The organism is Chryseobacterium sp. Marseille-Q8038 (assembly GCF_965111995.1).
The window spans coordinates 1,672,737-1,695,153 of record NZ_CBCOPN010000001.1 but is presented as its reverse complement, the minus strand read 5'-3'; the positions used below and the strand labels follow the sequence as shown (position 1 = coordinate 1,695,153).

The 22,417-nt window shown below is 38.0% G+C and carries 20 protein-coding genes; 7 read left to right on the top strand and 13 right to left on the bottom strand.

What is annotated here, in order from left to right:
- Window positions 1-6: 6 nt before the first annotated feature.
- From ACWPWS_RS07825 to ACWPWS_RS07815, 3 genes are all read right to left on the bottom strand, one after another.
- A complete protein-coding gene (locus ACWPWS_RS07825; protein WP_454046141.1) occupies window positions 7-822 on the bottom strand; it encodes a DUF4249 domain-containing protein in 816 nt (271 codons plus the stop codon).
- 3 nt (window positions 823-825) lie between these two features.
- The gene (locus ACWPWS_RS07820) at window positions 826-3,156 is read right to left on the bottom strand and encodes a TonB-dependent receptor (protein WP_454046140.1); all 2,331 of its coding nucleotides are present in this window, start codon (window positions 3,154-3,156) and stop codon (window positions 826-828) included.
- A 321-nt stretch (window positions 3,157-3,477) separates the two neighbouring features.
- A complete protein-coding gene (locus tag ACWPWS_RS07815) occupies window positions 3,478-4,461 on the bottom strand; it encodes a helix-turn-helix transcriptional regulator (RefSeq protein ID WP_454046139.1) in 984 nt (327 codons plus the stop codon).
- A gap of 207 nt (window positions 4,462-4,668) precedes the next feature.
- Here ACWPWS_RS07815 and ACWPWS_RS07810 point away from each other — a divergent pair, with 207 nt between their 5' ends.
- From ACWPWS_RS07810 to ACWPWS_RS07785, 6 genes are all read left to right on the top strand, one after another.
- The gene (locus ACWPWS_RS07810; RefSeq protein WP_454046138.1) at window positions 4,669-5,388 is read left to right on the top strand and encodes a DUF6796 family protein; all 720 of its coding nucleotides are present in this window, start codon (window positions 4,669-4,671) and stop codon (window positions 5,386-5,388) included.
- Between the two features lie 157 nt (window positions 5,389-5,545).
- Window positions 5,546-6,148 (top strand): TlpA family protein disulfide reductase, encoded by a 603-nt coding sequence (locus ACWPWS_RS07805; protein ID WP_454046137.1) that lies wholly within the window; start codon window positions 5,546-5,548, stop codon window positions 6,146-6,148.
- 37 nt (window positions 6,149-6,185) lie between these two features.
- Window positions 6,186-6,749 (top strand): Crp/Fnr family transcriptional regulator, encoded by a 564-nt coding sequence (locus ACWPWS_RS07800; RefSeq protein ID WP_105683444.1) that lies wholly within the window; start codon window positions 6,186-6,188, stop codon window positions 6,747-6,749.
- 100 nt (window positions 6,750-6,849) lie between these two features.
- Window positions 6,850-7,239, top strand: coding sequence for a RidA family protein (locus tag ACWPWS_RS07795; protein ID WP_454046136.1), 390 nt, complete (start codon window positions 6,850-6,852; stop codon window positions 7,237-7,239).
- A 96-nt stretch (window positions 7,240-7,335) separates the two neighbouring features.
- A complete protein-coding gene (locus ACWPWS_RS07790; protein WP_454046135.1) occupies window positions 7,336-8,124 on the top strand; it encodes an SDR family oxidoreductase in 789 nt (262 codons plus the stop codon).
- Between the two features lie 87 nt (window positions 8,125-8,211).
- Window positions 8,212-11,697, top strand: a complete 3,486-nt coding sequence (locus ACWPWS_RS07785; protein ID WP_454046134.1) for a glycosyltransferase family 117 protein — start codon at window positions 8,212-8,214, stop codon at window positions 11,695-11,697.
- Between the two features lie 327 nt (window positions 11,698-12,024).
- Here ACWPWS_RS07785 and ACWPWS_RS07780 read toward each other — a convergent pair whose 3' ends face one another.
- From ACWPWS_RS07780 to ACWPWS_RS07735, 10 genes are all read right to left on the bottom strand, one after another.
- Window positions 12,025-14,268 carry a nitric-oxide reductase large subunit gene (locus ACWPWS_RS07780; protein ID WP_454046133.1) on the bottom strand — a complete coding sequence of 748 codons (2,244 nt, stop codon included), beginning with the start codon at window positions 14,266-14,268 and terminating at the stop codon, window positions 12,025-12,027.
- Between the two features lie 13 nt (window positions 14,269-14,281).
- On the bottom strand, window positions 14,282-15,007 hold the full coding sequence (gene ric, locus ACWPWS_RS07775; RefSeq protein ID WP_454046132.1) for an iron-sulfur cluster repair di-iron protein: 726 nt from the start codon (window positions 15,005-15,007) through the stop codon (window positions 14,282-14,284).
- A gap of 44 nt (window positions 15,008-15,051) precedes the next feature.
- Entirely contained in the window at window positions 15,052-15,477 is a 426-nt protein-coding gene (locus ACWPWS_RS07770) for a c-type cytochrome (protein WP_454046131.1), read from the bottom strand.
- A gap of 12 nt (window positions 15,478-15,489) precedes the next feature.
- Window positions 15,490-16,053 carry an SCO family protein gene (locus tag ACWPWS_RS07765; protein ID WP_454046130.1) on the bottom strand — a complete coding sequence of 188 codons (564 nt, stop codon included), beginning with the start codon at window positions 16,051-16,053 and terminating at the stop codon, window positions 15,490-15,492.
- A gap of 5 nt (window positions 16,054-16,058) precedes the next feature.
- Window positions 16,059-16,889, bottom strand: coding sequence for a formylglycine-generating enzyme family protein (locus tag ACWPWS_RS07760; protein ID WP_454046129.1), 831 nt, complete (start codon window positions 16,887-16,889; stop codon window positions 16,059-16,061).
- A 36-nt stretch (window positions 16,890-16,925) separates the two neighbouring features.
- Complete coding sequence (gene nirK, locus ACWPWS_RS07755) at window positions 16,926-17,963, bottom strand: copper-containing nitrite reductase (protein ID WP_454046128.1); 1,038 nt, start codon at window positions 17,961-17,963, stop codon at window positions 16,926-16,928.
- Window positions 17,964-18,021: 58 nt separating this feature from the next.
- Complete coding sequence (locus ACWPWS_RS07750) at window positions 18,022-18,474, bottom strand: hypothetical protein (RefSeq protein ID WP_454046127.1); 453 nt, start codon at window positions 18,472-18,474, stop codon at window positions 18,022-18,024.
- A gap of 298 nt (window positions 18,475-18,772) precedes the next feature.
- Entirely contained in the window at window positions 18,773-19,549 is a 777-nt protein-coding gene (locus ACWPWS_RS07745) for a methyltransferase domain-containing protein (protein WP_454046126.1), read from the bottom strand.
- Between the two features lie 66 nt (window positions 19,550-19,615).
- Window positions 19,616-20,047: an RrF2 family transcriptional regulator gene (locus ACWPWS_RS07740; RefSeq protein ID WP_047384164.1), complete on the bottom strand. Its 432-nt coding sequence runs from the start codon at window positions 20,045-20,047 to the stop codon at window positions 19,616-19,618.
- Between the two features lie 100 nt (window positions 20,048-20,147).
- The gene (locus ACWPWS_RS07735; protein ID WP_454046125.1) at window positions 20,148-20,960 is read right to left on the bottom strand and encodes a helix-turn-helix domain-containing protein; all 813 of its coding nucleotides are present in this window, start codon (window positions 20,958-20,960) and stop codon (window positions 20,148-20,150) included.
- A 132-nt stretch (window positions 20,961-21,092) separates the two neighbouring features.
- Between ACWPWS_RS07735 and ACWPWS_RS07730 the strand changes: the two genes are divergently transcribed.
- Window positions 21,093-22,415: a TolC family protein gene (locus ACWPWS_RS07730; RefSeq protein ID WP_454046124.1), complete on the top strand. Its 1,323-nt coding sequence runs from the start codon at window positions 21,093-21,095 to the stop codon at window positions 22,413-22,415.
- The last annotated feature ends 2 nt before the right edge of the window (window positions 22,416-22,417 follow it).

Sequence of the window (22,417 nt, the reverse complement as noted above, 5' to 3'; positions counted from 1 at the left end):
TTACATTTATGGAGTAACAGGCTGGATGACAAAAGCTTCCGTATCTGTTGTATGAGCTGAAAAGTATCCCAAAGCTCCATTGCTGATGTTACTTGGAGGATTGGCCGGAGTAGCGGTTCCGCCATTGCCGCCGGAAATCTGAAGTAAGGCACTGTAATAAGTGAATATATTGGTGTCGATAGACTGCATTTCCACATGGATTTTATCACCTACTACCACTTCATGGTCTCTGCCTTTATTATCGTCATTAGGGAGAATCAAAGGCTGTTGGTTAGGCAATCCGTTGTTTACATTGTCTGAAAAAGTATTCATGTATTTTTTGGGAAGATCATTGATCGTAAAACTAAAAAGATAACGGTTTCCCAGTGGCATTGGATCTGTAAAGAGTGGCAATAGGGTATAAGTAATTTTATCCCCAAATTTAAATGAACTCTGTTTCAATCCATCGAAATAGACTACTTCAGGCATTGTACTTTGAGCAGTATACTGTTTTCCCTCGGCCTGTACCTTCAGGGTATAGGTTCTGCCAGGCTCTCCGGCGAAAGTTGTCGTTTGGTACATACCGTTTCCTGCATAATGAAGGGTTTCGGTTTGTCCCATATCATCACTTAGAATGACCTGAGCTCCCGTGACCGCCGGATATTGATTCGGTTCTGAGAAACTTACTGATTTTGTTATTTTTACAGTATAGGGTCCGGATTGATTGGTTATATTTCCTTCAATAACAATATTCCCGCTTTGATCATTCAGATCCAGATCAATCTCCTTTTCACAAGAGGTTAATGCAAAAAGAGATACTATGATATAAAATGTATTTTTCATGATTTAGAATTTGAAGTTATAAGTGATATTGGGTACCCAGCGGAATAAAGAGGTCTGCATGGCACGCGTAGTTCCGGGACGGTCTGGATTGTCTTCGAAATTAATAGTGTAAGCATTTTCGCGGCCATAAAGATTGTAAATACCGAATGTCCATGAACCACGGAAGCGTTTATTGGAACCTGGTTCATACGTTGCACTCAGATCCATTCTGTGATAGGCCGGCATTCTGTCAGCATTTCTGTTGCTGTACTGGAAGATCGTTTGTCCGTTCAACTCATATTTTCCGGTAGGGAAGGTAACCGCATTCCCTGTGCTGTATACAAACAATCCTGAAAAACTCCATTTTGGATTAAGCTGGTAAGTAGCAACAATAGAAAGATCGTGGGTCTTATCCATTCTGGCATTATACCACTCATTATTATTGATTCCGTTAATCTTTCTTTCTGTTTTAGAGAGTGTATAGGAAATCCATCCTGTCAGTTTTCCGCTTTTCTTTTTGGCAATAAGTTCCAGACCGTAGGCTCTTCCTTTCCCAAATAACAGTTCACTTTCTACATCGGATCCAGTGTCAAAACCAATCTGAGCACCATTTTTGAAGTCGATCTGGTTTTTCATATCTTTATAATAAACTTCAGCATTCAACTCATAATTATTGTTGTTGAAATTCCTGCTGTAGCCCACGCTGATCTGATCTGCAATTTCCGGTTTTACCGTATAGCTGCTTCCTATCCACTGATCGGTAGGATTTCCGCTGTTGCTGTTGCTTAAAAGATGAAGATTCTGGGTGTTTCGGGAATATCCTCCTTTTACACTGCTGACTTCGTTGATGCGGTAGTTGGCACTAATACGCGGTTCAATATTCACATATGTTTTCCCGAATTTTCCTTTCTCTAAAAACTGGCTGTCGGTAAGCACACCATTCTCATAGGTATTGAATGTATCGCCTCCCAATACACTGAACATGGAAAGCCTTGCTCCATAATTGATGGTTAGCTTTTCCGTGGCTTTATAATCATCATTGATGTACACGGCATTTTCCCACGAGTATCTCGGATTTCTTGTAAAACTGCTCACCGTAGTTCCGGAAGCACTGCTCGGAGTTAGCGTATGATAAATAGACTGCAGACCGAAACGTACAGAGTGTTTGTTTCCGGCAAACCAGGTAAAGTCCTGCTTAAGATTCCAGTCACGGATTTTTGAATTTAAATCAAATACGGTATCATCATTTTTCAGACTGATTTTATAATCATAATTACTGTAGATGAAAGACGTATTGGAGAATAATTTACTGCTGATGATGCTGTTCCATCTCAACGTAGCCGTTGTATTTCCCCAATCTGTATTGAATGTATCTCCCAGTCCCAAAACATCTCTTCCGAAATATCCGGAAAGGTAAATACGGTTGTTTTCATTGATCTGATAATTGGCTTTCAGATTAAGATCATAAAAATATAACTTGTTGTCTTTATAATCTTTATTGGTTTTAAGAAACAAATCGGCATAGGTTCTTCTTCCTGAAACAATGAATGAAGATTTTTCCTTTTGAATAGGACCTTCTACACTCAGTCTGCTGCTGATCAGACCAATTCCTCCGTTGACGTTATAATCTTTATTGTTTCCGTCTTTCATTTTGACATCCAGCACAGAAGAAAGTCGACCTCCATATTGAGCCGGACTGTTTCCTTTAATGATGCTGGCATCTTTCAGGGCATCACTGTTGAATGTACTGAAAAACCCTAGAAGGTGAGAGGCGTTATAAACCGGAGCTTCATCCAGTAATATCAGGTTTTGGTCGGTAGCACCACCTCTTACACTGAATCCGCTGCTTCCTTCACCGTTACTTTTAATACCCGGTAAAAGCTGAATGGTTTTCATGACATCCTTTTCTCCAAAAAGAACAGGAAGTTTTTCTATATTTTTAATACTCAGCGTTTCTGCTCCCATTTGCGCTGAGGTTAAGTTTTTATCCTTTTTGATTCCGGTTATTACCACTTCATCAATCGCTTTTGCTTCTGTCTCCGCAGGGAGAAGAGGCAGATCAAGCTTTATATTCTGGTCTACTTTGATCTGCTGTTCAAAATCTCTATATCCAGGGTAAGAAATAATAAGGGTATAATTCCCTTCAGGCAGTGACAGGGAATAAAAGCCATATTCATTGGCAACAACATTGATGGTGGGATCTTCGCTTACTTTTACAGATACTCCGATGAGCAATTCACCGTTTTTTTTGTCTTTCACGGTTCCACTTACAGAATAGTTTTGTTGGGCCATTGCCAGGGTACTGAAACAGAGTGCAGCGGTGGCAGCGGTAATTTTTAGAAAGGATGTTTGCATTAGTTTATTTTAAAGTAGTAGATCTCTTGTATATGAATTAATGTTTTGATGATGTACGATTAGTTGGATAAACAGAGGATTTGTTACACCTAACAATTTAATTATGAAATAAATCCATTGGAAAAACAGGTTTTTGAAAATGGTAATAGCAAGGATAAAATAAGACTGTTACACAAAAAATAATATTATGCATTGTATATTGATTTATTGTTGTTTTTCAGTGGATCTTGTTAAAAACAAATTATTAACGATGATGAGTTGAATTTTATTATGGTCAGGCATAAGAAATCGATCAGAAAGGGCTCAAAAGCATGCAGGCTGTTATCTGTTTCTGAGTTGGCTGGGTAATATGTTAAATTTTCGCTTAAATGCTGCTGAAAAATGTCTTGGATTTTTATAACCGATATGGTCGGAAATTTCACTGATATTCAGATGGCTGTCGAGAAGCAGTTTTTTTGCCTGTTCCATTTTAAGATCATTCCAGAATCCAAATACGGTAGTCCCGAAAATTTCTTTAAAGCCTTTTTTTAGGGTAAATTCATTAGTTCCTACCAGATGGGCAAGGTCATTCAGTGAACTATCTGCATTCAGATTATTGACAATATAATCTCTTACATCGTACATTTTTTCTATATCTCTTTTCTGAAGAGAAGAAGGGAAGGAGCCACGATCAAAAAAATGTTCAAGCTGTAACAGAAGAAGTTCACTTACCTTGGCTTCAAGATAGATTCGTTTGAATAGGCCTTTTCTGCTGCAATGCATAATGTCATTCAGGATTTGATACATTTCCTGGGTAATACGGTTGTGTTCCGGCTGGAGGAGACAGGAATTTTGTCTTTCAATCGAGTTTCTGAATATTTCAAATACTCCCGAATGTTCAGGCAGAAATTTTTTAAAGAATTCCGGAGCCAGATTGATTTCAAATAAATGCATTTCCGGGCCTTCAAATTCCATTCTGCCTTCCATATGATGGGCATAAATAATATTGTGCTGGTAGCTGTCAAATGCTACAGTTTTCTGGAAGTTACCTGAAATGGCCTTACTTTTTCCTTTAAGGGTAAAATGCATTTCTACTGAATCAAAATCACTTTCCAGGTACAGCTGAAGCCGCTTCGGCAATAAAATATTTCCAAAACTGATATGAACGTTGGCGAAACTTATTTCGTGATAAAAACCATTTCCATAGGGAGGAATGAGCTGGGTAATGCATTCCTGGATGCCTCCGTCATGTAAGAGATAAGAGGAAGGATAATCTCGCTCCATGAGCATGTTTCCAAAGTTTTCATCATATAGCCTTACTGTCATTTTGCTTCTCTTTTTAGAATTTCCTTTTAGCGGACTTTTTATTCCGTTTTACGTACCTATCCTGTTACCTGTTTAGGGTAGTTTTGCACAAAGATAATTATTATTTAGAATTGTTCTTAATAATAAAATTTGCTTTTCTAATTCCTCATGAAGAACCTATACAAAGGAATGATGTAAAGTTTGCTAACTATTAATGATATAAAAATTATGAAATTTTCAGCCAAAATAAACTGGTCTTTTGCTGCTGCTATAGCCGTTTCAGTGTGTTGGATCATCGGTGATGTTTATGTTGCCGGATTTGATCCGGATCCTTCAGATTATCCATTATTTTCAAAGACCTATGCAAATCAGGTAAATGTTGAATTTGCCACTTTAATGTTGGAAGGTTCCACTTCCAGATTGATGTTTGGAGCTTTGATCGGAGCGCTTACAGGTCCTTTGCTGCTTCCTGCCACATGGCTGGTGTATCAGTTTTTCAAAGATACCCAGAAATGGTATGCAGTCTTTGTGTATTGGATGTTATTGGCCGGGGCAGTTTTGTCGCCTTTAGGGCATGCCGGATTCTTCTATGTTGGAGAGATTTATAAGGCGGTTTATCATACCGATTCAGTTGCCCATCCTTATCTTCTGGAAACAGGAAGAGGCTTTATGAAAATGCTGAATATCGCCTGGGGAATGGCTATTGGAGTACTGGCGGTAGGCTGGGTTTCATTTGCTGTATGTATTCTTTTACATAAAACACTGCTGCCAAGATGGATGGCTTTGCTGACTCCATTTGTATTGACTTTATGTATTATCCCTATAAAAGGACTCTTACCACTTCCTTTTTCTGGTTGGGTGGGAGGTGCAATATTCAATATTGCCTATCTGACATTTTTCAGTTCGCTGCTTTTTATTTTCAGAAAGAAACTGTTGAATAAAATATAGCTTTTAAAGAATCTTACCATGATCATAACTTAAACTAAAAACACAGAGAATGGCCTTTAAATCTAAGTATTTGAAGGCTTTTTATTGTAAAAACAATTCTTCCGGATTTTTGATCAAAATATTAATCTTATATTGGCTAAGAATTAAGAGGAAGAAAATGGAAAATCTGAAAACATGGCTAAGGAAAAATATTTCTACTATAATACTCACGGTATTGTTTATTGTCATCTTAGTGAATAAAGATGCAAAAGTTTGGCTGATGAGACAGGTTGCTTCCACAGGAATTCTCAATTCCAGCATATCAGAACCAAAAGAAACACAAAATAATTCAACCAGAGTTTCCTATGCCGGATTTATTCTGAAAAATGAGGATGAAAAGATCATAGATATTTCTGCCTTCCGGAATAAAGTAGTTTTCATTAACTTTTGGGCATCATGGTGTCCTCCGTGCAGAGCAGAGTTCCCGTCTGTCCAGAAACTATATGATCAATATAAAAACAATCCTGATATGGTATTTCTTACCGTAAATCTTGATGATAATGTTGCCTTAGGAAAATCTTATTTAAGGAAAGAAGGCTTTACGGTTCCTTTTCTGGTGCCGGCTGGAAATATTCCTGCTGTACTTTATAGCGGTTCTTTGCCTACTACTGTTGTTCTGGATAAAAAAGGAGAAATCCGTTTGTATCATAAAGGATTTGCAGATTACAGTAAAGATTCATTTTATAAACAGATGGACGAACTGCTGAAAGAGAAACCTTAGGATTAAATTGTAATTTTATAGGGTAAAGAAACTGAATATGCTGGATCAGCTGCGAAACCACATCGAAAAAATAACTCCTCTTAATGATGATGAATTTGAATTCATATCATCCTGTTTCACCTATAAAAAATATAAAAAGCATCAGTTTTTAGTGCAGGAAGGAGAAGCCGTACCTTACAATTATTTTGTATTGAAAGGCCTGCTGAAGTTGGTGTATACAGACAAAACAGGGAAAGAACATATTGTAGGGTTTGCCATGGAAGACTGGTGGGAAACAGATTTCCCCGCTTATTATCAACAAAATACAGCAACCATGTCTGTGGAATGTATAGAAGATACAGAAGTATTATGCCTTACATTAGCTGATTACAAAAAACTCTGTGCCCAACTTCCAAAACTGGAGCATTTCTTCCTTGAAAAAGCTTATATGGGTTTCATTTCGGCCCAGCAGCGTACTATTTCCATGATGACAACAGGAATAAAAGAACGGTATGACCAGCTTTTGAAAAAATATCCATCTCTTGTCCAGCGCGTTCCAAAGTCTCTTTTAGCAGCTTATTTAGGCGTTTCCAGAGAAACTTTGAGCCGCCTGCCTCTGTAAAGTGATTATCCTCACATGATAATCGTGATCGGGATCACGCGAGTTTACTGTATCTGTTGTGCAATTTTGTATGGTAATAACAGACAACAAATTCAATACAATGGAAAAAAGAACAGTTAATCCCTGGAAATGGCAGAAGGAGAGAAGCTACTCACAAGCTGTAGAAGTAAAAAATGTGGAAAGTACTTTATACTGCTCCGGACAGGCAGCTATTGATCCTGATGGAATATCCAGTGATAAAGATATGAAATCTCAGCTGGAACAGGCTATTGCCAATCTGGAAGAGTTGATCAGCTCCGCAGGATATAAATGTGGAAATATAGTAAGACTAAATATCTATACAACTTCTACTGAAGAACTCTGGCCTCACTTTCCCATTCTTCAGGAGTGGATTGCAAGGCATAAGCTTCAGCAGACCGTAACGATGCTTGAAGTAAAAGGTTTGTTTGAAACTTTAAAGGTGGAACTTGAAGCTACAGCCGTAAAATAAATGAGAAACAGAGCTTAAAAAATTAAACCTTCAAAATATAATTTGGAGGTTTTTTCTTACATTTATCCTATACCAATTAGTATATCCAAAGATCATATGAATATTCAACTTTTTTCAAAAAATGCTTTAGTAGGAGGAGCAACCCAGGGAATAGGAGCAGGAATTGCTTTAGAACTGGCAAAATGTGGCGCTAATGTTACCGTTATGGCTCGTAATGAAACAAAACTTAAAGACTTTGTTTCTTCACTGCCGGTCATCACTTCTGATCAGAAACACAGCTATCTGGTCGCTGACTTTTCAGATTTTGAAAGGTATAAGAAAATAATAGCAGAATATTTCAATGATCATTCCATAGATATTCTGGTTAATAATACCAATGGACCGGAACCTGGTTTAGCACAGGATAAGAATGCCGAGGATTATCAGAAAGCATTTGATCTTCTTTTTAAAACAGTTTGTGAAACAACATTATTGGCTCTCCCACATATGATCAAACAGGGAAATGGACGTATCATCAATGTTTCTTCTTTATCAGTAAAAGAACCGATCGGAAACCTGGCCCTATCAAATTCTATCCGCTCTGCAGTAATTGCCTGGGCAAAAACTCTTTCCAATGAGATTGCCGAACATAATATTACAGTAAATAATGTTTTAACAGGGTATTTTGATACTGAACGAATTCAAAAACTGGTTGCGCATGAGGCTCAGCAAACGGGCGCTCCGGCAGAAGAAATAAGAATGGCGAGGGAAAATAAAATTCCTATGAAAAGATTCGGAAAGCCTGAAGAATATGGACATCTTGTAGCTTTTCTCGCTTCAGAATATGCAGGCTATCTTACCGGAACAAGTATTCCTTTGGATGGAGGCTTGAATAATACGTATTAATATCAATCAATTATTAAGAAAATAAATAAAATTTTCATGTAATAAACTCTTTCCTCTGGTTGTCATATCAATATTGGAAAATATTATATGAAAAACTGGTCTTTTAAAAAATGGAACACCGTGCTGGGATGGTTCCTTTTCGCTATTGCACTTATTACTTATCTTTCAACGATAGAACATTCTTTGAGTTTTTGGGATTGTGGAGAATATATCTCTTCAGCGGTAAAACTGGAAGTAACTCACGCTCCGGGTGCCGCTTTATTCCAGATTATGGGAGCCGTGGCAAGTATTTTTGCATTGGGAAATACTGAAAATTATTCTATTGTGATCAATGCGATGTCAGCGTTATTCAGTGCTTTTACCATTCTGTTCCTGTTCTGGACAATTACCCATTTTTTAAGACGACTTTTACATAAAGATTTTGAGGAACTTACAAAACGTCAGGAAATTGCAATTCTTTTTTCCGGAGTAATCGGAGCTTTATGTTTTACATTTTCAGATACATTTTGGTTTTCAGCAGTAGAAGGAGAAGTGTATGCAATGGCTTCCATGTTTATTGCTTTGCTGGTATGGCTCATCACCAAATGGGAAAACGAATACAAAGCTATTGATAACGAAAGATGGGTGATTCTTATTTTCTTTATCATAGGACTTTCTGTGGGAGTACATATGATGTGTATGCTGGCAATTCCTGCTATCTGCCTTGTTTATTATACCAGAAACTATACTTTTTCCTGGAAGAGTTTTATGCTGGCTAATGGAATCACATTGGGAATTCTGGCCTTGGTGTTCAAGATTATTTTCCCTTTGATTATGACCCTGTTTGGAAAGCTTGAGATTTTTTTAGTGAATGGTGTTGGGCTTCCTTTCCATTCAGGAACCGTTGCTGCATTTATCCTTATGACATTAATCTGTTATTTCCTGATTAAATATGCCAGAAAAACCAAAAGAAAGATATACCAAACTGTTGTTTTATCTATTGTCTATATGATCATTGGATTCTCTTGCTGGCTGGTAATTCCCATCAGAGCCAATGCCAATCCTCCGATGAATCTTAATGATCCAGATACGGCGATCGGGATGAGAGATTATTATAACAGAGTACAATATGGTGACTGGCCCACTATTTACGGACAGAATTACACCGCATTTCTTGATAAAAACGGACTGGAAAAAGATGAAGACGGAAGTTACAAAAGGGAGATTACCGGAGATATTTACGAAAAAGATGAAAAAACCGGAACGTACAGAAAGACCGGAGAAAGATTCAACTATGTGTTTAATAAATCGCACATAAGTTTTATGCCAAGGATGTTCAATGAAGATAAAGAGGTAACGGCAAATTATATTTCTTTATATGGAGCTCCAGATTTTACTTTTAATTATGATAACGAAGATGTTGCAGACAATCCGGAAGCCAAACGTATTTTTGAAGAACTGAGAGCCAAATATGAAGGAGATTCCATCACAGCAGAAGATTATCTGAAAGTGAAACCTTATGATCTTATCAAGGTGCAGCGTCCTTCTTTTGCCCAGAATATGGATTATTTTATTTCATTCCAGAACGGATATTATTTTGTCAGATATCTGATGTGGAATTTTGTAGGAAGACAGAATGATTTTCAGGGTCATATGGAAAATACCAAAGGGAACTGGATATCAGGGATTTCTTTTATCGATAATGCTTTGCTTGGAGATCAGGATCATATGCCTGCCCAATTTAAAAATGAAAGTACCGTAAAGTTTTTCTTTCTTCCATTGATTGTAGGATTGATTGGTTTCTTTTTCCAGCTGAACAGAGATTTTGGACGGTTTTATGCCATTCTTTCCCTGTTTATTCTGACAAGTATGGGAATTGTTTTCTATACCGGAGTAAAACCATTTGAAGTAAGAGAAAGAGATTATGCCATGGTAGGCTCATTCTATGCCTTTGCCATCTGGATTGGTCTGGGAGCAGGAGCCATCCTTTTGATGATTCAGTCTAGGGTGAAATCCAAGGTTTCCAATATTCTTCCGGGAGTTATTTTATTAGGAATTCCTTTGATGATGGGATTCCAGAATTATACTTCTCACGACAGAAGTAAAAAAACAGCAGCCCGCGATTATGCCTATTCATTTTTACGATCACTTCCTAAAAATGATATCATGTTTATTTATGGGGATAATGATACTTTTCCGGTATGGGCCATTCAGGAAACAGAAAGGTTCAGGGATGATGTAAAAACGGTAAATTTTACCCTTTTGGGCACTCCATGGAATATCGATCAGGTAAAAAGAAGAACATACAATGCAATGGGAATTCCAGGTGAATTGACTCATGAAGAGTATCGGGATGGCGTAAATGATCAGGTATATCTGATGAAAAAAGAGGATTGGGAAGGACTTTTCCAAATGCTTAAAGAACAGGGTGCTCCGGACAACACTTTCCAGGATTTTAGAAAATATCTGACACAAGATTCCTTGACTTTGAAGGATGCTATGAAATTCCTGAAATTAAAATCATCCGAAAAAGACGAATTGCTGAAGATGTACTTTGGGGACAAACAATATGAAAAATACAATATTCTTCCGGTCAGTAAATTTATACTTCCGGTAAATAAAGAAAATGCCGTAAAATCTGGAATCATTAATCAGGCTGATCTTCCCAACGCTGTGGATCAGATTATGATTAATTACGAAGCCAATACACTTTATAAAAGTAACCTGATGATGCTTGATATGCTGGCCAATTTTGATTGGAAGCGACCTGTAAATTTCTCTTCAGGCGGAATGTATGACAGTGAAAATATTTTTTATCTAGATGATTATCTTCAGTTTGATGGCTTCAGCTACAGGCTGATTCCTATCCGTACACCTCAAAGTCCGGACGGAGATAAGGGAAGGGTAGATGCCAACTCTCTTTATCAGGTGGTGAAAAACTTCAGATGGGGCAATTTTAAAGATCTCAGTATTTATTATGATGAAACGGCTACTTCCAATATTCTGGGCTACAGAATGTCTGTGGGCAGAGCTGTTTCTGCACTGGTAATAAGCGGACAAAAAGCTAAGGCGCTGGAATTACTGGATCTTGCTGCCAAAGAAATTCCTGCAGAGAAGTACAATGATCCGCGCTCATTAAGTGCAATGGTTACCGGATATATTGTTGCAGGGCAGGAGCAGAAAGGTCTTCAGCTGGCAGAAACCCTTAAAAAAGAAATATTTGAAGAATATGATTACTATCAGAATCTCTCTCCGTCATTTAAAGCAATGGCCAGAAGACAGATGAGGTCAAAACCGATGGAATATGCATTGGTTGTAGCAGCGGTAACGGATGCTTACAAGACCTTAGGACAGAGAGAAAAAGGTCATGAATACCTTTTGAAATCTATTGAACCTGTTGATAAGAAATTCAGTGTTTTTATAAAAAAGCTGCAGCAAATGGACAAAAATAATGCAGTGAAGGAATCTGAAAATGTACGTCAGATTGCTCCTTTTTATCAGTATTTATTCAATGTGATGGAACCTTTTGACTCTACTTATTCCAGGAAAAAGGAAATTGAAATTACCGATGCAATGATGAAAGCAACACAATAAATTACCAAATAAAAAGCCTTTAAATACTCAATTTAAAGGCTTTTTTAATGTAAATCAGAATGAATTAATAGAATCTTATTTTATCAACGCAAAGCTTTATCTGTAATTCTTATGATTGTAAGGGAGTAAAGAGGTTTGATCAATTTCATTGATCATTTTTAAGCGAATGTATTACCATAACGCTTCATCCGCGACAAAGTCGCTCTTCTTCGCTTCCTTAAATAAACATAATGATAATATTTCTTTACGTTAAAAATTAAGTTCAAGTAATGTAAAAATCATCAAATTGTAAAGATTAAAAATCCTACGAGATTTGAACCATTTATACTAACGTTTTTCTTTCAACGACCATCCAAATTTTAGTCCCATGATAAAAATAACGAAAAGCAGCTCACCAGCAGCCAGTAAAATATCTCCGGGTACACGCAGCCATCTCAGAAAATGCATGGTATCAGTCTGCATAAATTCTGCAGATCTTGCATACCAGTACCCTTCTTTTATAGAAGCTACGGACTGCATAATACCTATGGGAAGAAGACTAATCGTTACCATCACCAGCAACCCGATATTGATAAGCCAGAAAGCCCATCCTATTAATTTATCATTCCACTGTCGGTCAGGATAAAGTCCTCGCAAAACAAACATCATTAATCCGATTCCCAGAATTCCATAGACTCCGAATAAAGCCGCATGGCCATGCACAGCAGTGGTATTCAATCCCTGAATATAGTAAAGAGCAATAGGAGGATTGATGGCAAATCCGAAGATTCCTGCCCCGAGGAAATTCCAGAAACACATGGCAATGAAGCAGTAGATGGGCCATTTGTAGGCTTGAATCCATTGGGTGGATTTACTCAGCTGATAATTTTGATAGGCTTCATAACCAATCAGAACAAGCGGTACTATTTCCAGGGCACTGAAAGTAGCTCCTAATGCCAGAACAGCTGTAGGGGTAGCACTGAAATACAGATGATGGAATGTTCCCAATATACCTCCGCCAAGAAAGATAATAGTTGAGAATAAAACGGCATTGGTAGCAGATTTTAGTCTTAGCAATCCTAATCTTGTAAATAAAAAGGCAGCCACTACGGTTGCGAATACTTCAAAAAAACCTTCTACCCAAAGGTGAACTACCCACCATCGCCAATATTCTGCAATCGCCATATGGGTTTGTCTTCCATACATTAGTCCGGCTCCATAAAATAATGCAATCGCTACTGATGAAAGAGTAAACAGGGTCAGCAAATGACGGTCTCCATCTTTTCGCTTCAAGGCAGGAAGAAGAGCCCGAACCATTAAAACCAGCCAGAGAATAAGCCCGATGAGCAGTAAGATCTGCCAGACTCTTCCCAGTTCTACATATTCATACCCCTGATGTCCCCAAAGGAAATTATCTACCAGACCCAGTTTTTGCATAACCCCGAGCCACTGCCCGGTTAAAGATCCCAGAACAACGATCAGTAAAGCTCCAAATAAAATATTTACGCCCAGTTTCTGATACTTTGGTTCATACCCTGAAACGGCAGGAGCAATATAAAGTCCGGTTGCCAGCCATGAGGTAGCAATCCAGAATATGGCCAGCTGTACATGCCAGCTTCTGGAAACCGATTGTGGTAGAAACTGATCCAAAGGAATACCATAAAATCCGCTTCCTTCTACTCCGTAATGAGCAGTCACTACTCCGGCAAGCATTTGAACAAGGATTAATAGGGCAACAACCCATATGTACTTTAAAGTCGCCTTCATGGACGGAGTCGGTTTCATGCTTCGCAGCGGATCTTCGTGTGGAAGCGCTTCACTGATTTCTTCTTCTTTGTTTCTGGCATGATAAAATACCAAAAGGCCTACGCATCCTAATAAAAGTAATATACTGAAACCAGACCATACATGCAGGGAAGGCGGAGGAACATTTCCAACCGATTCATCATGAGGCCAGTTATTGGTATAGGTCACATCATCTCCCGGCCTTTCCGTAATACAAACCCAGGTACTCCATGCAAAGAAAGCATTCATTTTGGCCATTCTTCCGGTATCTTTGATCGTATTTTTCGGAATAGCATACTGATCACGAAGTTTTGCCATAGAAGCATCATCCATGAATAATTTTGAATAATACAGGGAAAGCTTTTTCTGTACTTCAGCTCGTTCCGGGGAGAAAATAATTTCGTTATTGCTTTCATTAAAGGTGTTGGTACGAAGTTCTTTTTTCAGCAGTACCTGATATTTGGCCTGTTCTTCATCCGGAAGTTCTTTGTAAACTTTTCCATCCTTTTTCGCCAGTTCATCAAGCAGCAGAACAGATTCCCGGTGGAGGTAATCGGCCGTCCAGTCCGGAGCAATATAGGCACCATGTCCCCAGATACTTCCTACGGTTTGTCCGCCGATAGACTGCCAGACGTTTTGTCCGTCTTTAATATCCTGTCCGGTAGCAATAACAGTTCCGTCTGTGCTTACTACTTTGTCAGGAATTGGAGGAATTTTTCTGTAAATTTCAGTTCCATAGAAGATAAGAACAGCAAACGAAGCAACCATTACTACCGCCAGCCATATCCAAAGTTTTTTAGGTGTCATTCTGTATTAGTTTTTAAGATTCAACGGCAAATTCTTTCTCCAGTTGGATGGCTTTTGGAAAGAGGATGTTATTTTCAAGATGGATATGTTTATGTAAATCATTTTCAAAATCCTGAAGCATGGCAAAAGCTACTTTGTAGGTATTGCAGGCATCTGCAGGTGGAAGATATTCATTGGTGATTTCTGCAATTCTTCTGAAACGTTCGCCTTCTACTGTATGTTCGTGTTCCATCATATGGACAGGATTTTCTACTGTTCCAAAATGAGCCTGGGGAAGGGATGTGCATGATATTTTAGCTTTTACCATATTCCTTACAAAAGGGAAAAGAATCAATTCTTCTTTTTTCATATGAGCAGCCAGATCGTGAGCCGATTCATTGAATAATGCATTAATTTCAAACAGCTCCGGATGTCTTCCTCCGTGAACTTTACAAAGCTTATCAAGAAATGCCTGCAAAACAGGAGTTTTTTCTTCTACATAACGATGGTGCGTTTTCTCAATATAATCTGCCAGCAAATCCAATGGCCAGCTGTTGAAATCTATGGCAGTACCTTCATTTTTTGGAAGTGCTTCCAGTTCTTCATAAATACTTTCAGCATCAAGTTTTTTATTACTGCAGGCATCTTCAATGGTTCTTCCGCCTTTACAGCAGAAATCAATACCATGTCTTTTAAAAATTGCTGCTGTTCTGAAGTCTTCAGCAACCATATTTCCTATAAAGTCTGTTCTTGTATTCATAATATAATACTTTTTTATCTTTTATTATTTTAAATTTTTTTACTCTATTTCTTAAGTGACAGAATATATTTTACCATCAGCTTGGCGTTATCTTTACTCAATCCTGCGTGGGGAGTCATGGGAATTTCTCCCCAGTTGCCTTTACCACCGTCAATAATTTTCTGTGCAAGCATATCAAGATCTGCTTCTTTATACTTTGCTGCCACTTCCTGATAGGCGGGGCCTACAAGTTTTGAATCGATTTTATGACATGATAAACAGTCTGTTCCTTCTAGAAGGGATTTTCCTTCAGCTATTTCTGCATCAGCTCCTGAAAGTGGAGTGGCGGCTGGTGCTGCTTCCTGGGGTTTTGGTTCTTCCAGCATTGTATTGCTTTCCTGTGGCTGAGGAATGGGATCTGTACCTTTTTTATCTGAACATGACGTTACAGCAAGTGAAAACAGTGAAACTGCTACAAGTAATTTTTTCATAATCTTATCCATTTAAAGTTGTATTTGTTTTTTTATTTCGCTCACAATAGCTTCGTAATCACTATCGAGACCTTCTTTCTGAAAAGCAAGAGTTCCCTTTTTTGAATACACGGTAATGATGTTGGAGTGGGAGAATTCTATAGGAGATATCTGCTTATATTTTACAGCCATTATATTGGCCAGTTCTCTGGTATTTTCTTCATTACCCCGGATGAAAGTCCATTCTTTTTCATCGAACCTGTTTACATACAGGTATCTCTTCATTACTTTTGGAGTATCATTTTCCGGATCAATGGAAATTAATACATACTGAATATCCTCTGGATTTGTTTTTCCTACTTTCTGGGCAATTGTTCTCATTTCTGCGGTTAGTTTTGGGCAGGCCGTTTTACAGGAAGTGAAAATCATTGCAGTCACCAGTACTTTTCCTTTCAGATCCGAGAATGTAATGTTCTCACCATCCTGTTTCTCCCATTTTGTCTGTACGTTGTAGATAGAATCAGGACTTATCTCTTCATTTTTCTTGCTGCAGGATATCATCATCAAAGCCAGCAGCATGAGAGTTATATTTTTCATAAGGGTCAATTTTTGTTTTTAGCACATCTGAATCCTAGATTATTAAGGCAGTAATCTGCTTTTATACTTCCTCTTAATGCATACCGGATAAAGGCTGCGTAATTTCTTAGATCAGAAGAAGTTACTGCTGCTCCGGCACAGAATAGGTTGTCATTCACCGTATTATCTTTTCTGGATTCTCCACTCATCATTACCGAATTGAAATCATAAGTCCACTCCCAAACCATTCCATACATATTATAAATTCCGTAATAATTAGGTGGTTCTTGTTTTATAGGTTGTTGGTTTTTATCCTTTTTTTGATAAGCTTTCAAAATATAATCTGTAAAAGCGGGATCCCTGGAGGCATCCGGAGTATATTGATCTGCCAGTGCCGCATATTCCCATTCGTCGATTGCCGGAAGTCTTTTGCCTGTGCTTTTTGCATACGCTTCAGCGGCAAACCATGAAATATTGGTGACAGGTGCTTCCGGGCTTATTCCTGCCGGGATTTCATAGTCACTTTTCCAGTGTTTCAGGTAATTGCTGTCTGCATAGAGTCTTAGTACTTTGCTTCGTGTCCATTGAGGATTTGCTTTAAGAAACTCAAGATATTCCCGGTTCGTAACAGGGCTGTCATCCAGGTAAAAAGTCTGTACTCTTACAATCCTTCCTGAATCTTTGCCAATGAATGCCTTATACGTTCCTCCTTGTATTTTGATCATTTTTTTCTGACTTACAATCAGGCTTAAATGTTTTTGGGCCGGAATTTTTACTTTCGCACTTTTCGTTTTTTCGGAACAAAATGTCATTACTGAACAGACTGTCAGACCTACTATAATTACAAAAGTTCTCATTGTTTCTCTTTTAAAATCCCAATGAACCTTAATTCATTACTGATTCTTTTTATACACTGCCGGGTTTTCTGGTCCGGTTACTTTAATCTTGCCTAGAGCACCTTTGTTGAATGCCCTGAAAATTGCATGATCTACAATCACATATTCTCCGGGAACTGTCGCTTTAAACTCTACAATAGATGCTCCTCCGGGAGGAATTACCGTTGTTTGTACATTGTCATTTATTTTGCTGCCTCCTTCGATGTATACTTTGTCAAAGATTTCCCCGATAATATGGAAAGAAGAGGTAAGATTCGGTCCGCCGTTCCCTACAAAGAACCTTACTGTTTCCCCTGTTTTTACCTGAAGTTCTTTATCACCTAAAAGTGAGGCTGTATTTCCATTGAAGACTACATATTCAGGATGCTCAGCAATCGCTTTATCCATGTCAAACTCCTGCAAGCCTTTATCTCCGAATTTTCCTTTCGTGTAAAAATCCCCCTGCATGATATAGAATTCCTTGTCTACTTTTGGAAGCCCGCCTTCAGGCTCTATAAGAATAAGACCGTACATTCCGTTGGCAATATGCATTCCTACAGGTGCTGTTGCACAATGGTAGACATATAATCCGGGGTTGAGTGCTTTGAAAGTAAAGACAGCTTCTTTACCGGGAGCCACAAAAGTAGCTTCAGCACCACCACCAGGTCCGTTTACAGCATGAAGGTCAATATTATGGGGGAAGGTATTATTTTCATGGTTTTTAAGATGAAGTTCAATATCATCTCCAACTCTTGCCCGGATAAAGCTTCCGGGAACTGTTCCGTTGAAAGTCCAGAAATTGTATTGTGTTCCATCTGCCAGTTCTCCCGTTTTCTCTATCGTTTCCAGTTTTACAATGATTTTTTTAGCAGCACGGGTTCCAACAGGGGCCGGAACATGAGGTGGAGCAGGCATTTTTAATTCTTCACTTGTTCCATCCGTTTTTATATTCTCTGTATTGGCACCATTGACTGTATCTGATGAAGTGCTCTGTTTACAGGCATTGAATACCATCACTGTGCATAATGCTGTGGTGAGTACGATCGTTTTTTTCATAATAAGGGAATTAATAGTTTAAATTTTTCTGCTGGAGTAAACATTGTGCAGAATTGCTTCAGTATTCATTTTTTTGTTTTATAAATTGTAAGCTGATGGCTATGCACAGAAATATTGCTTTGGCAGATTCAGCATAGATGAAATAGTTATGCATTTCTGACGATAAAACTGGTTTTCCAGCTGATAACAATTGGGCCCGGTTATCAAGGACAGGGAGCATCCAGAATTTTTCTAACAGCAGGATCGTTAATAAAACGACTATTATTATAAAGTCTGTTTTCGTATATTTTTTTCTGCTTACGACCATTCCTGCTACAATAAGGATAAGGAAGACACATTGTATTTTAGTAGATATTCCGAACATCATCATTCCCAGCTCAAGGGCTACGGGAAGTGTCATTCCCGGAACCTGAAACTTCATGGGGGTTTCCAGAAAACTGACCGTGACAAAAACACCTGTCATCAGGCAAAGCATCATTAACACAAGAGGGTTTTTAGCATTCAGTTTCATTTTTTCATTATTTGAGATATTAATACCTTTTTATCTTTTATTAAATTGTTTTCTGAGAAAATATCGTTTAATGATCGATAAATATTTAGTTTTTTAAATTTTAAAAATAGGAGCAGAACTTATATTATGAGTAGGGATATCGTAAGCCTGAACTGCTGATGAACTGTAATTTTTACCGGTTTTTGAAGGTACTTTCTTCTTCTTTTCTTATACAAATATAAAATCTATTTTCAGGATAAAAGAGTGAATTGTTTTTTATTTGTTCTGACTTTTATCACCTTATTTTCACCTTCAAAACTTATTCTTTTGTTGCGATAATTACCACAGCACACATGTTTTGTTCATGTTTTTTGAATACCTTTTTCATTTTGAGCACTCTCTTTCTGATGGAGGGATTGAGTAATATATTTTTAGCAATTTTAATGGCTCCGGAAACTCCTTCGTCATCAATAATTCTTTGAGGTTCCAGAAGGTGCATGGGTGCAGTTTCTACTTTCAGGACTTTAAATCCTTCTTTTTCCAATAATGCGGTCCACTCAGAAACGGTTAACGGGCGTGCATTCACTTTGATAGCCAAAGCCAGCTCCTTCTGAATATGCAGTTTTACATTACTGTCGAGATTCTCCGGTTTTAAAGCCAGCTCATGAATTGCATAATATCCTTTAGGTTTCAGGATTCTGTAGGCTTCCTGGATAATTTCTGCTTTCCGGTGGTCTGCATGCATGCTCAGCATTGCTTCTCCATAGACTTTACTGGCCGATTGTTCAGGTAAAGAACTCTCTGCGGCATTTCCCAGTTTAAACTGGGCTGATGTCCCTTCAAATTCTCTGTTAAGATATTCCACGGCGCTTTGCTCCGCATCAATTCCTATATAAGAACCAGGTTTTTTTTCCAATGCCATGTGTGCGGTGAACCCAAGACCGGGAGCAAATTCCACCATATCATCATCAGCGTTGATGTCCAGCATTGATAACATCTTTTTGGTCAACGCAAGACCTCCCGGACGCAACACTTTTTTACCGATTTTAGCCAGTAACCAGTGTCCGGACATTTTTTCAATATTTTCTGTATGCATTAAATTATTTTTTTGAATTCATTATTATATAAAGACTTTTTTGTCTTTTATTTATTCAAATTTTTTTTACACTTTCAGATGGGTTAGTTTTAAATCCAGGTTATCAACAAAAGCCTGAATTTTTGAAGTTTCAAGCATGATACGGAGATCTTGTCTGATGCTTTTAAACTGTTCATGCAAAGGGCAGGGATGTATTTCTGAGCATTGCTCCAGCCCAAGTCCACAACCGGAAAAAAGCTTATCACCATCAATTTCCCTTACAATATCAGCAATGGAAGTATTCAGGTTTTTCTGATCCATATAAAAACCTCCATTCGGGCCTTTGGCAGATTGTACAAATCCTTTTCTGCTCAGGTCCTGCAAAATTTTGGCGATAAAGTGTTCCGGCGAATGGATGCTTTTTGAAATGTCTTTAATCCCGACCCTGCTGCCATTTTTAGACTGCTGGGCGATGTAGATCAAAGCTCTTAAGGCATATTCACAGGTTTTTGAAAACATTTTTCTGAGTTTTATGAGACAAAGATAGAAAGATATTTTTAATAAAAGATAAATTACTCTTTTATTTTCTTAAAGCTGACGAAGGTCATAGATAAACCGACTATCCGATGGAATTTTGAGTCGTTTTTTTACTCTTTCTCAAGTCTGAAGGTCTGGATTGTGTAAATTCGCGAAAAGTATCACTAAAGGCGCTAATGGAGCTGTAGCCTACATCATCAGCAATTTCATTGATGGGCTTGTCTGTATTTAAAAGCAATTCAATGGCTTTGATGATTCTTAACGTTTTCAGGTATTGAAGAAAAGAAATATCCATATCTGCTTTGAAAAGTCGGGACATAGAGCGTTCACTCAGACCAAATCTGGTGCTTACATTGGCCAAAGTAAGTTTTTCGGTGATATTCCATTCCAGGTAAGATACAATTTTCATCATCTGTTTGTTGTGAGTGGCAGGAAGAATGATGGGTAACGGCTGTTGATGGGTTTTTGGCAGTATTTTTTTTAAAGCGACCAGAAATTCAAAATTTTCGTCTTTTGCAGTAACATGTTTTTCATCCCATATTTCAGTATACTTGATCATCTGAATCAGCAGTTCTGATGCCGGATATATTCCCAGCCTGCTGTAGAAAGGATCTGAGATATCATCATGAGCATAGAAATAAAGAGAACGAAGAACTGTGGCAGAGTGTCCGATTTCTAAAATATGTTCCATCCCCTGCGGAATCCAGAAGAAATGCCGGGCCGGGACCACATACGTCCTGTTGCTGATCGTAATATAAGCAATGCCGCCTTCTACATAGCTCAGCTGTCCTTTCGTATGCTTGTGGAAGGGAATCAGTTTTTCCGATTTCTCGTGCATAACAAATACACTTTTGTCGTCTTTATCAATGTCCGGAAGCGCAGCGATTAATCCCATAAAAAAAATTAAAATACCAATGAGAATGCAAATATAATCATTTGGCCGGAATCATGTAAAAGTTGACTATTTTAGATAAATATAATTTGCGAATTGAGGATAAATTTGCAGTGCAATAATTCAAAAATTCAAATGAAAATTTATGTCGCCGGATTGCTGATGCTGGGAATTTCCTACACTCTATCAGCTCAAACTGGCAGTCCAACAAAGGATACGATAATACTCTCCTTAAAAGATGCGTGGCAGAAAGCTGAGGAAAACAGCCGCCATATCAGAATCAATACCATCAACGTAGACATTGCCGAAGCCGAAGTGAAAGATGCCAAAAGAGAACGTCTTCCGGAAATAGAAGTGAAAGGTTCTGCTGAAAAAGCGTCCAACATTCCTATCTATGAAAACGGAATTTTTTCCAAACCTACACAGCATGAAGTTATCCATACGCTCTACAGAGCCGGAGCAGATTTTTATCTGAATATTTACAATGGAAACAAGCTGAATCTTAAGATTAAAGAAAATCAGACTCTTCAAAAAATTAAGGATATCCAGAAAGAGCAGTCTGTTTCTGATATTCATTATAAAACAGCTGCCCTTTATCTTGAACTCCAGAAAACATTAATTTTCAGGGATCTTATAAAACAGGATATAGCCGATCAGAAAACACAGCTTAAAGAAATACAGGCTCTGTATAAAAACGGAGTTGTTTTAAAAAGTGATGTTTTAAGAATAGAGCTTGAACTTTCAAAACGGAAGATGGCTTTAGTGACTATAGAAAATGATATTCTCATTGCCACACAAAAGCTGAATATTATCCTGGGTATTCCTGATGAACAGATCGTCATTCCTGAAGTTCCAGTGAATCAATGGAATGAAAATACGACTTACAAAGAATATTTGAAACTGGCACTGGATCATTCTTTTAATTATCATGTCTCTGAACAGCAGACAGCACTGAGTATGATCAAACTGAAACAGGTAAAAGCCAATGTAAGACCTAAAATTGGAATGTATGGAGAGTTTTATTATGCCAATCCGCAGATTTTTCTTTATCCCTATAATCCGTACTGGTATTCATTAGGAATAGTAGGAATTAAAGCTTCTTTTTCCATTTCTTCCCTTTATCATAATACCCATAAAGTAAAAGCAGCTCAACTGGAGTTTGAAAAAGAGGAAGAGGTACACAAGAATACAGAGGATCAGGTAAGGCAGCAGGTGAAAGAAGCTTATTTAAGGTATCAGGAAGCCCTTGAGCAGATAAAGGTAGCGGAAGCGAATGTCATTCAGGCCAAAGAGAATGCACGGATTATTAAGAATACCTATTTCAGCCAGACCTCTCTGATTACTGAACTGCTGGATGCGGATATACAGCTTCTTCAGACAAAATTTGAACTGGAAGCCGCCAAAATTATGGCACAAAACAATTATTATTTATTACAAAACATTACAGGCATTTTATAATA

Bases quoted from the DNA above. Each gene is read 5' to 3' on its own strand.
- ACWPWS_RS07810 (WP_454046138.1), top strand. From the start codon at position 4,669: ATGAAATTTTCAGCCAAAATAAACTGGTCTTTTGCTGCTGCTATAGCC.
- ACWPWS_RS07820 (WP_454046140.1), bottom strand. From the start codon at position 3,156: ATGCAAACATCCTTTCTAAAAATTACCGCTGCCACCGCTGCACTCTGT.
- ACWPWS_RS07750 (WP_454046127.1), bottom strand. From the start codon at position 18,474: ATGAAACTGAATGCTAAAAACCCTCTTGTGTTAATGATGCTTTGCCTG.
- ACWPWS_RS07785 (WP_454046134.1), top strand. From the start codon at position 8,212: ATGAAAAACTGGTCTTTTAAAAAATGGAACACCGTGCTGGGATGGTTC.
- ACWPWS_RS07765 (WP_454046130.1), bottom strand. From the start codon at position 16,053: ATGAAAAATATAACTCTCATGCTGCTGGCTTTGATGATGATATCCTGC.
- ACWPWS_RS07800 (WP_105683444.1), top strand. From the start codon at position 6,186: ATGCTGGATCAGCTGCGAAACCACATCGAAAAAATAACTCCTCTTAAT.
- ACWPWS_RS07760 (WP_454046129.1), bottom strand. From the start codon at position 16,889: ATGAGAACTTTTGTAATTATAGTAGGTCTGACAGTCTGTTCAGTAATG.
- ACWPWS_RS07780 (WP_454046133.1), bottom strand. From the start codon at position 14,268: ATGACACCTAAAAAACTTTGGATATGGCTGGCGGTAGTAATGGTTGCT.
- ACWPWS_RS07825 (WP_454046141.1), bottom strand. From the start codon at position 822: ATGAAAAATACATTTTATATCATAGTATCTCTTTTTGCATTAACCTCT.
- ric (WP_454046132.1), bottom strand. From the start codon at position 15,007: ATGAATACAAGAACAGACTTTATAGGAAATATGGTTGCTGAAGACTTC.
- ACWPWS_RS07815 (WP_454046139.1), bottom strand. From the start codon at position 4,461: ATGACAGTAAGGCTATATGATGAAAACTTTGGAAACATGCTCATGGAG.
- ACWPWS_RS07795 (WP_454046136.1), top strand. From the start codon at position 6,850: ATGGAAAAAAGAACAGTTAATCCCTGGAAATGGCAGAAGGAGAGAAGC.
- ACWPWS_RS07745 (WP_454046126.1), bottom strand. From the start codon at position 19,549: ATGCATACAGAAAATATTGAAAAAATGTCCGGACACTGGTTACTGGCT.
- ACWPWS_RS07790 (WP_454046135.1), top strand. From the start codon at position 7,336: ATGAATATTCAACTTTTTTCAAAAAATGCTTTAGTAGGAGGAGCAACC.
- ACWPWS_RS07735 (WP_454046125.1), bottom strand. From the start codon at position 20,960: ATGGGATTAATCGCTGCGCTTCCGGACATTGATAAAGACGACAAAAGT.
- ACWPWS_RS07770 (WP_454046131.1), bottom strand. From the start codon at position 15,477: ATGAAAAAATTACTTGTAGCAGTTTCACTGTTTTCACTTGCTGTAACG.
- ACWPWS_RS07805 (WP_454046137.1), top strand. From the start codon at position 5,546: ATGGAAAATCTGAAAACATGGCTAAGGAAAAATATTTCTACTATAATA.
- nirK (WP_454046128.1), bottom strand. From the start codon at position 17,963: ATGAAAAAAACGATCGTACTCACCACAGCATTATGCACAGTGATGGTA.
- ACWPWS_RS07730 (WP_454046124.1), top strand. From the start codon at position 21,093: ATGAAAATTTATGTCGCCGGATTGCTGATGCTGGGAATTTCCTACACT.
- ACWPWS_RS07740 (WP_047384164.1), bottom strand. From the start codon at position 20,047: ATGTTTTCAAAAACCTGTGAATATGCCTTAAGAGCTTTGATCTACATC.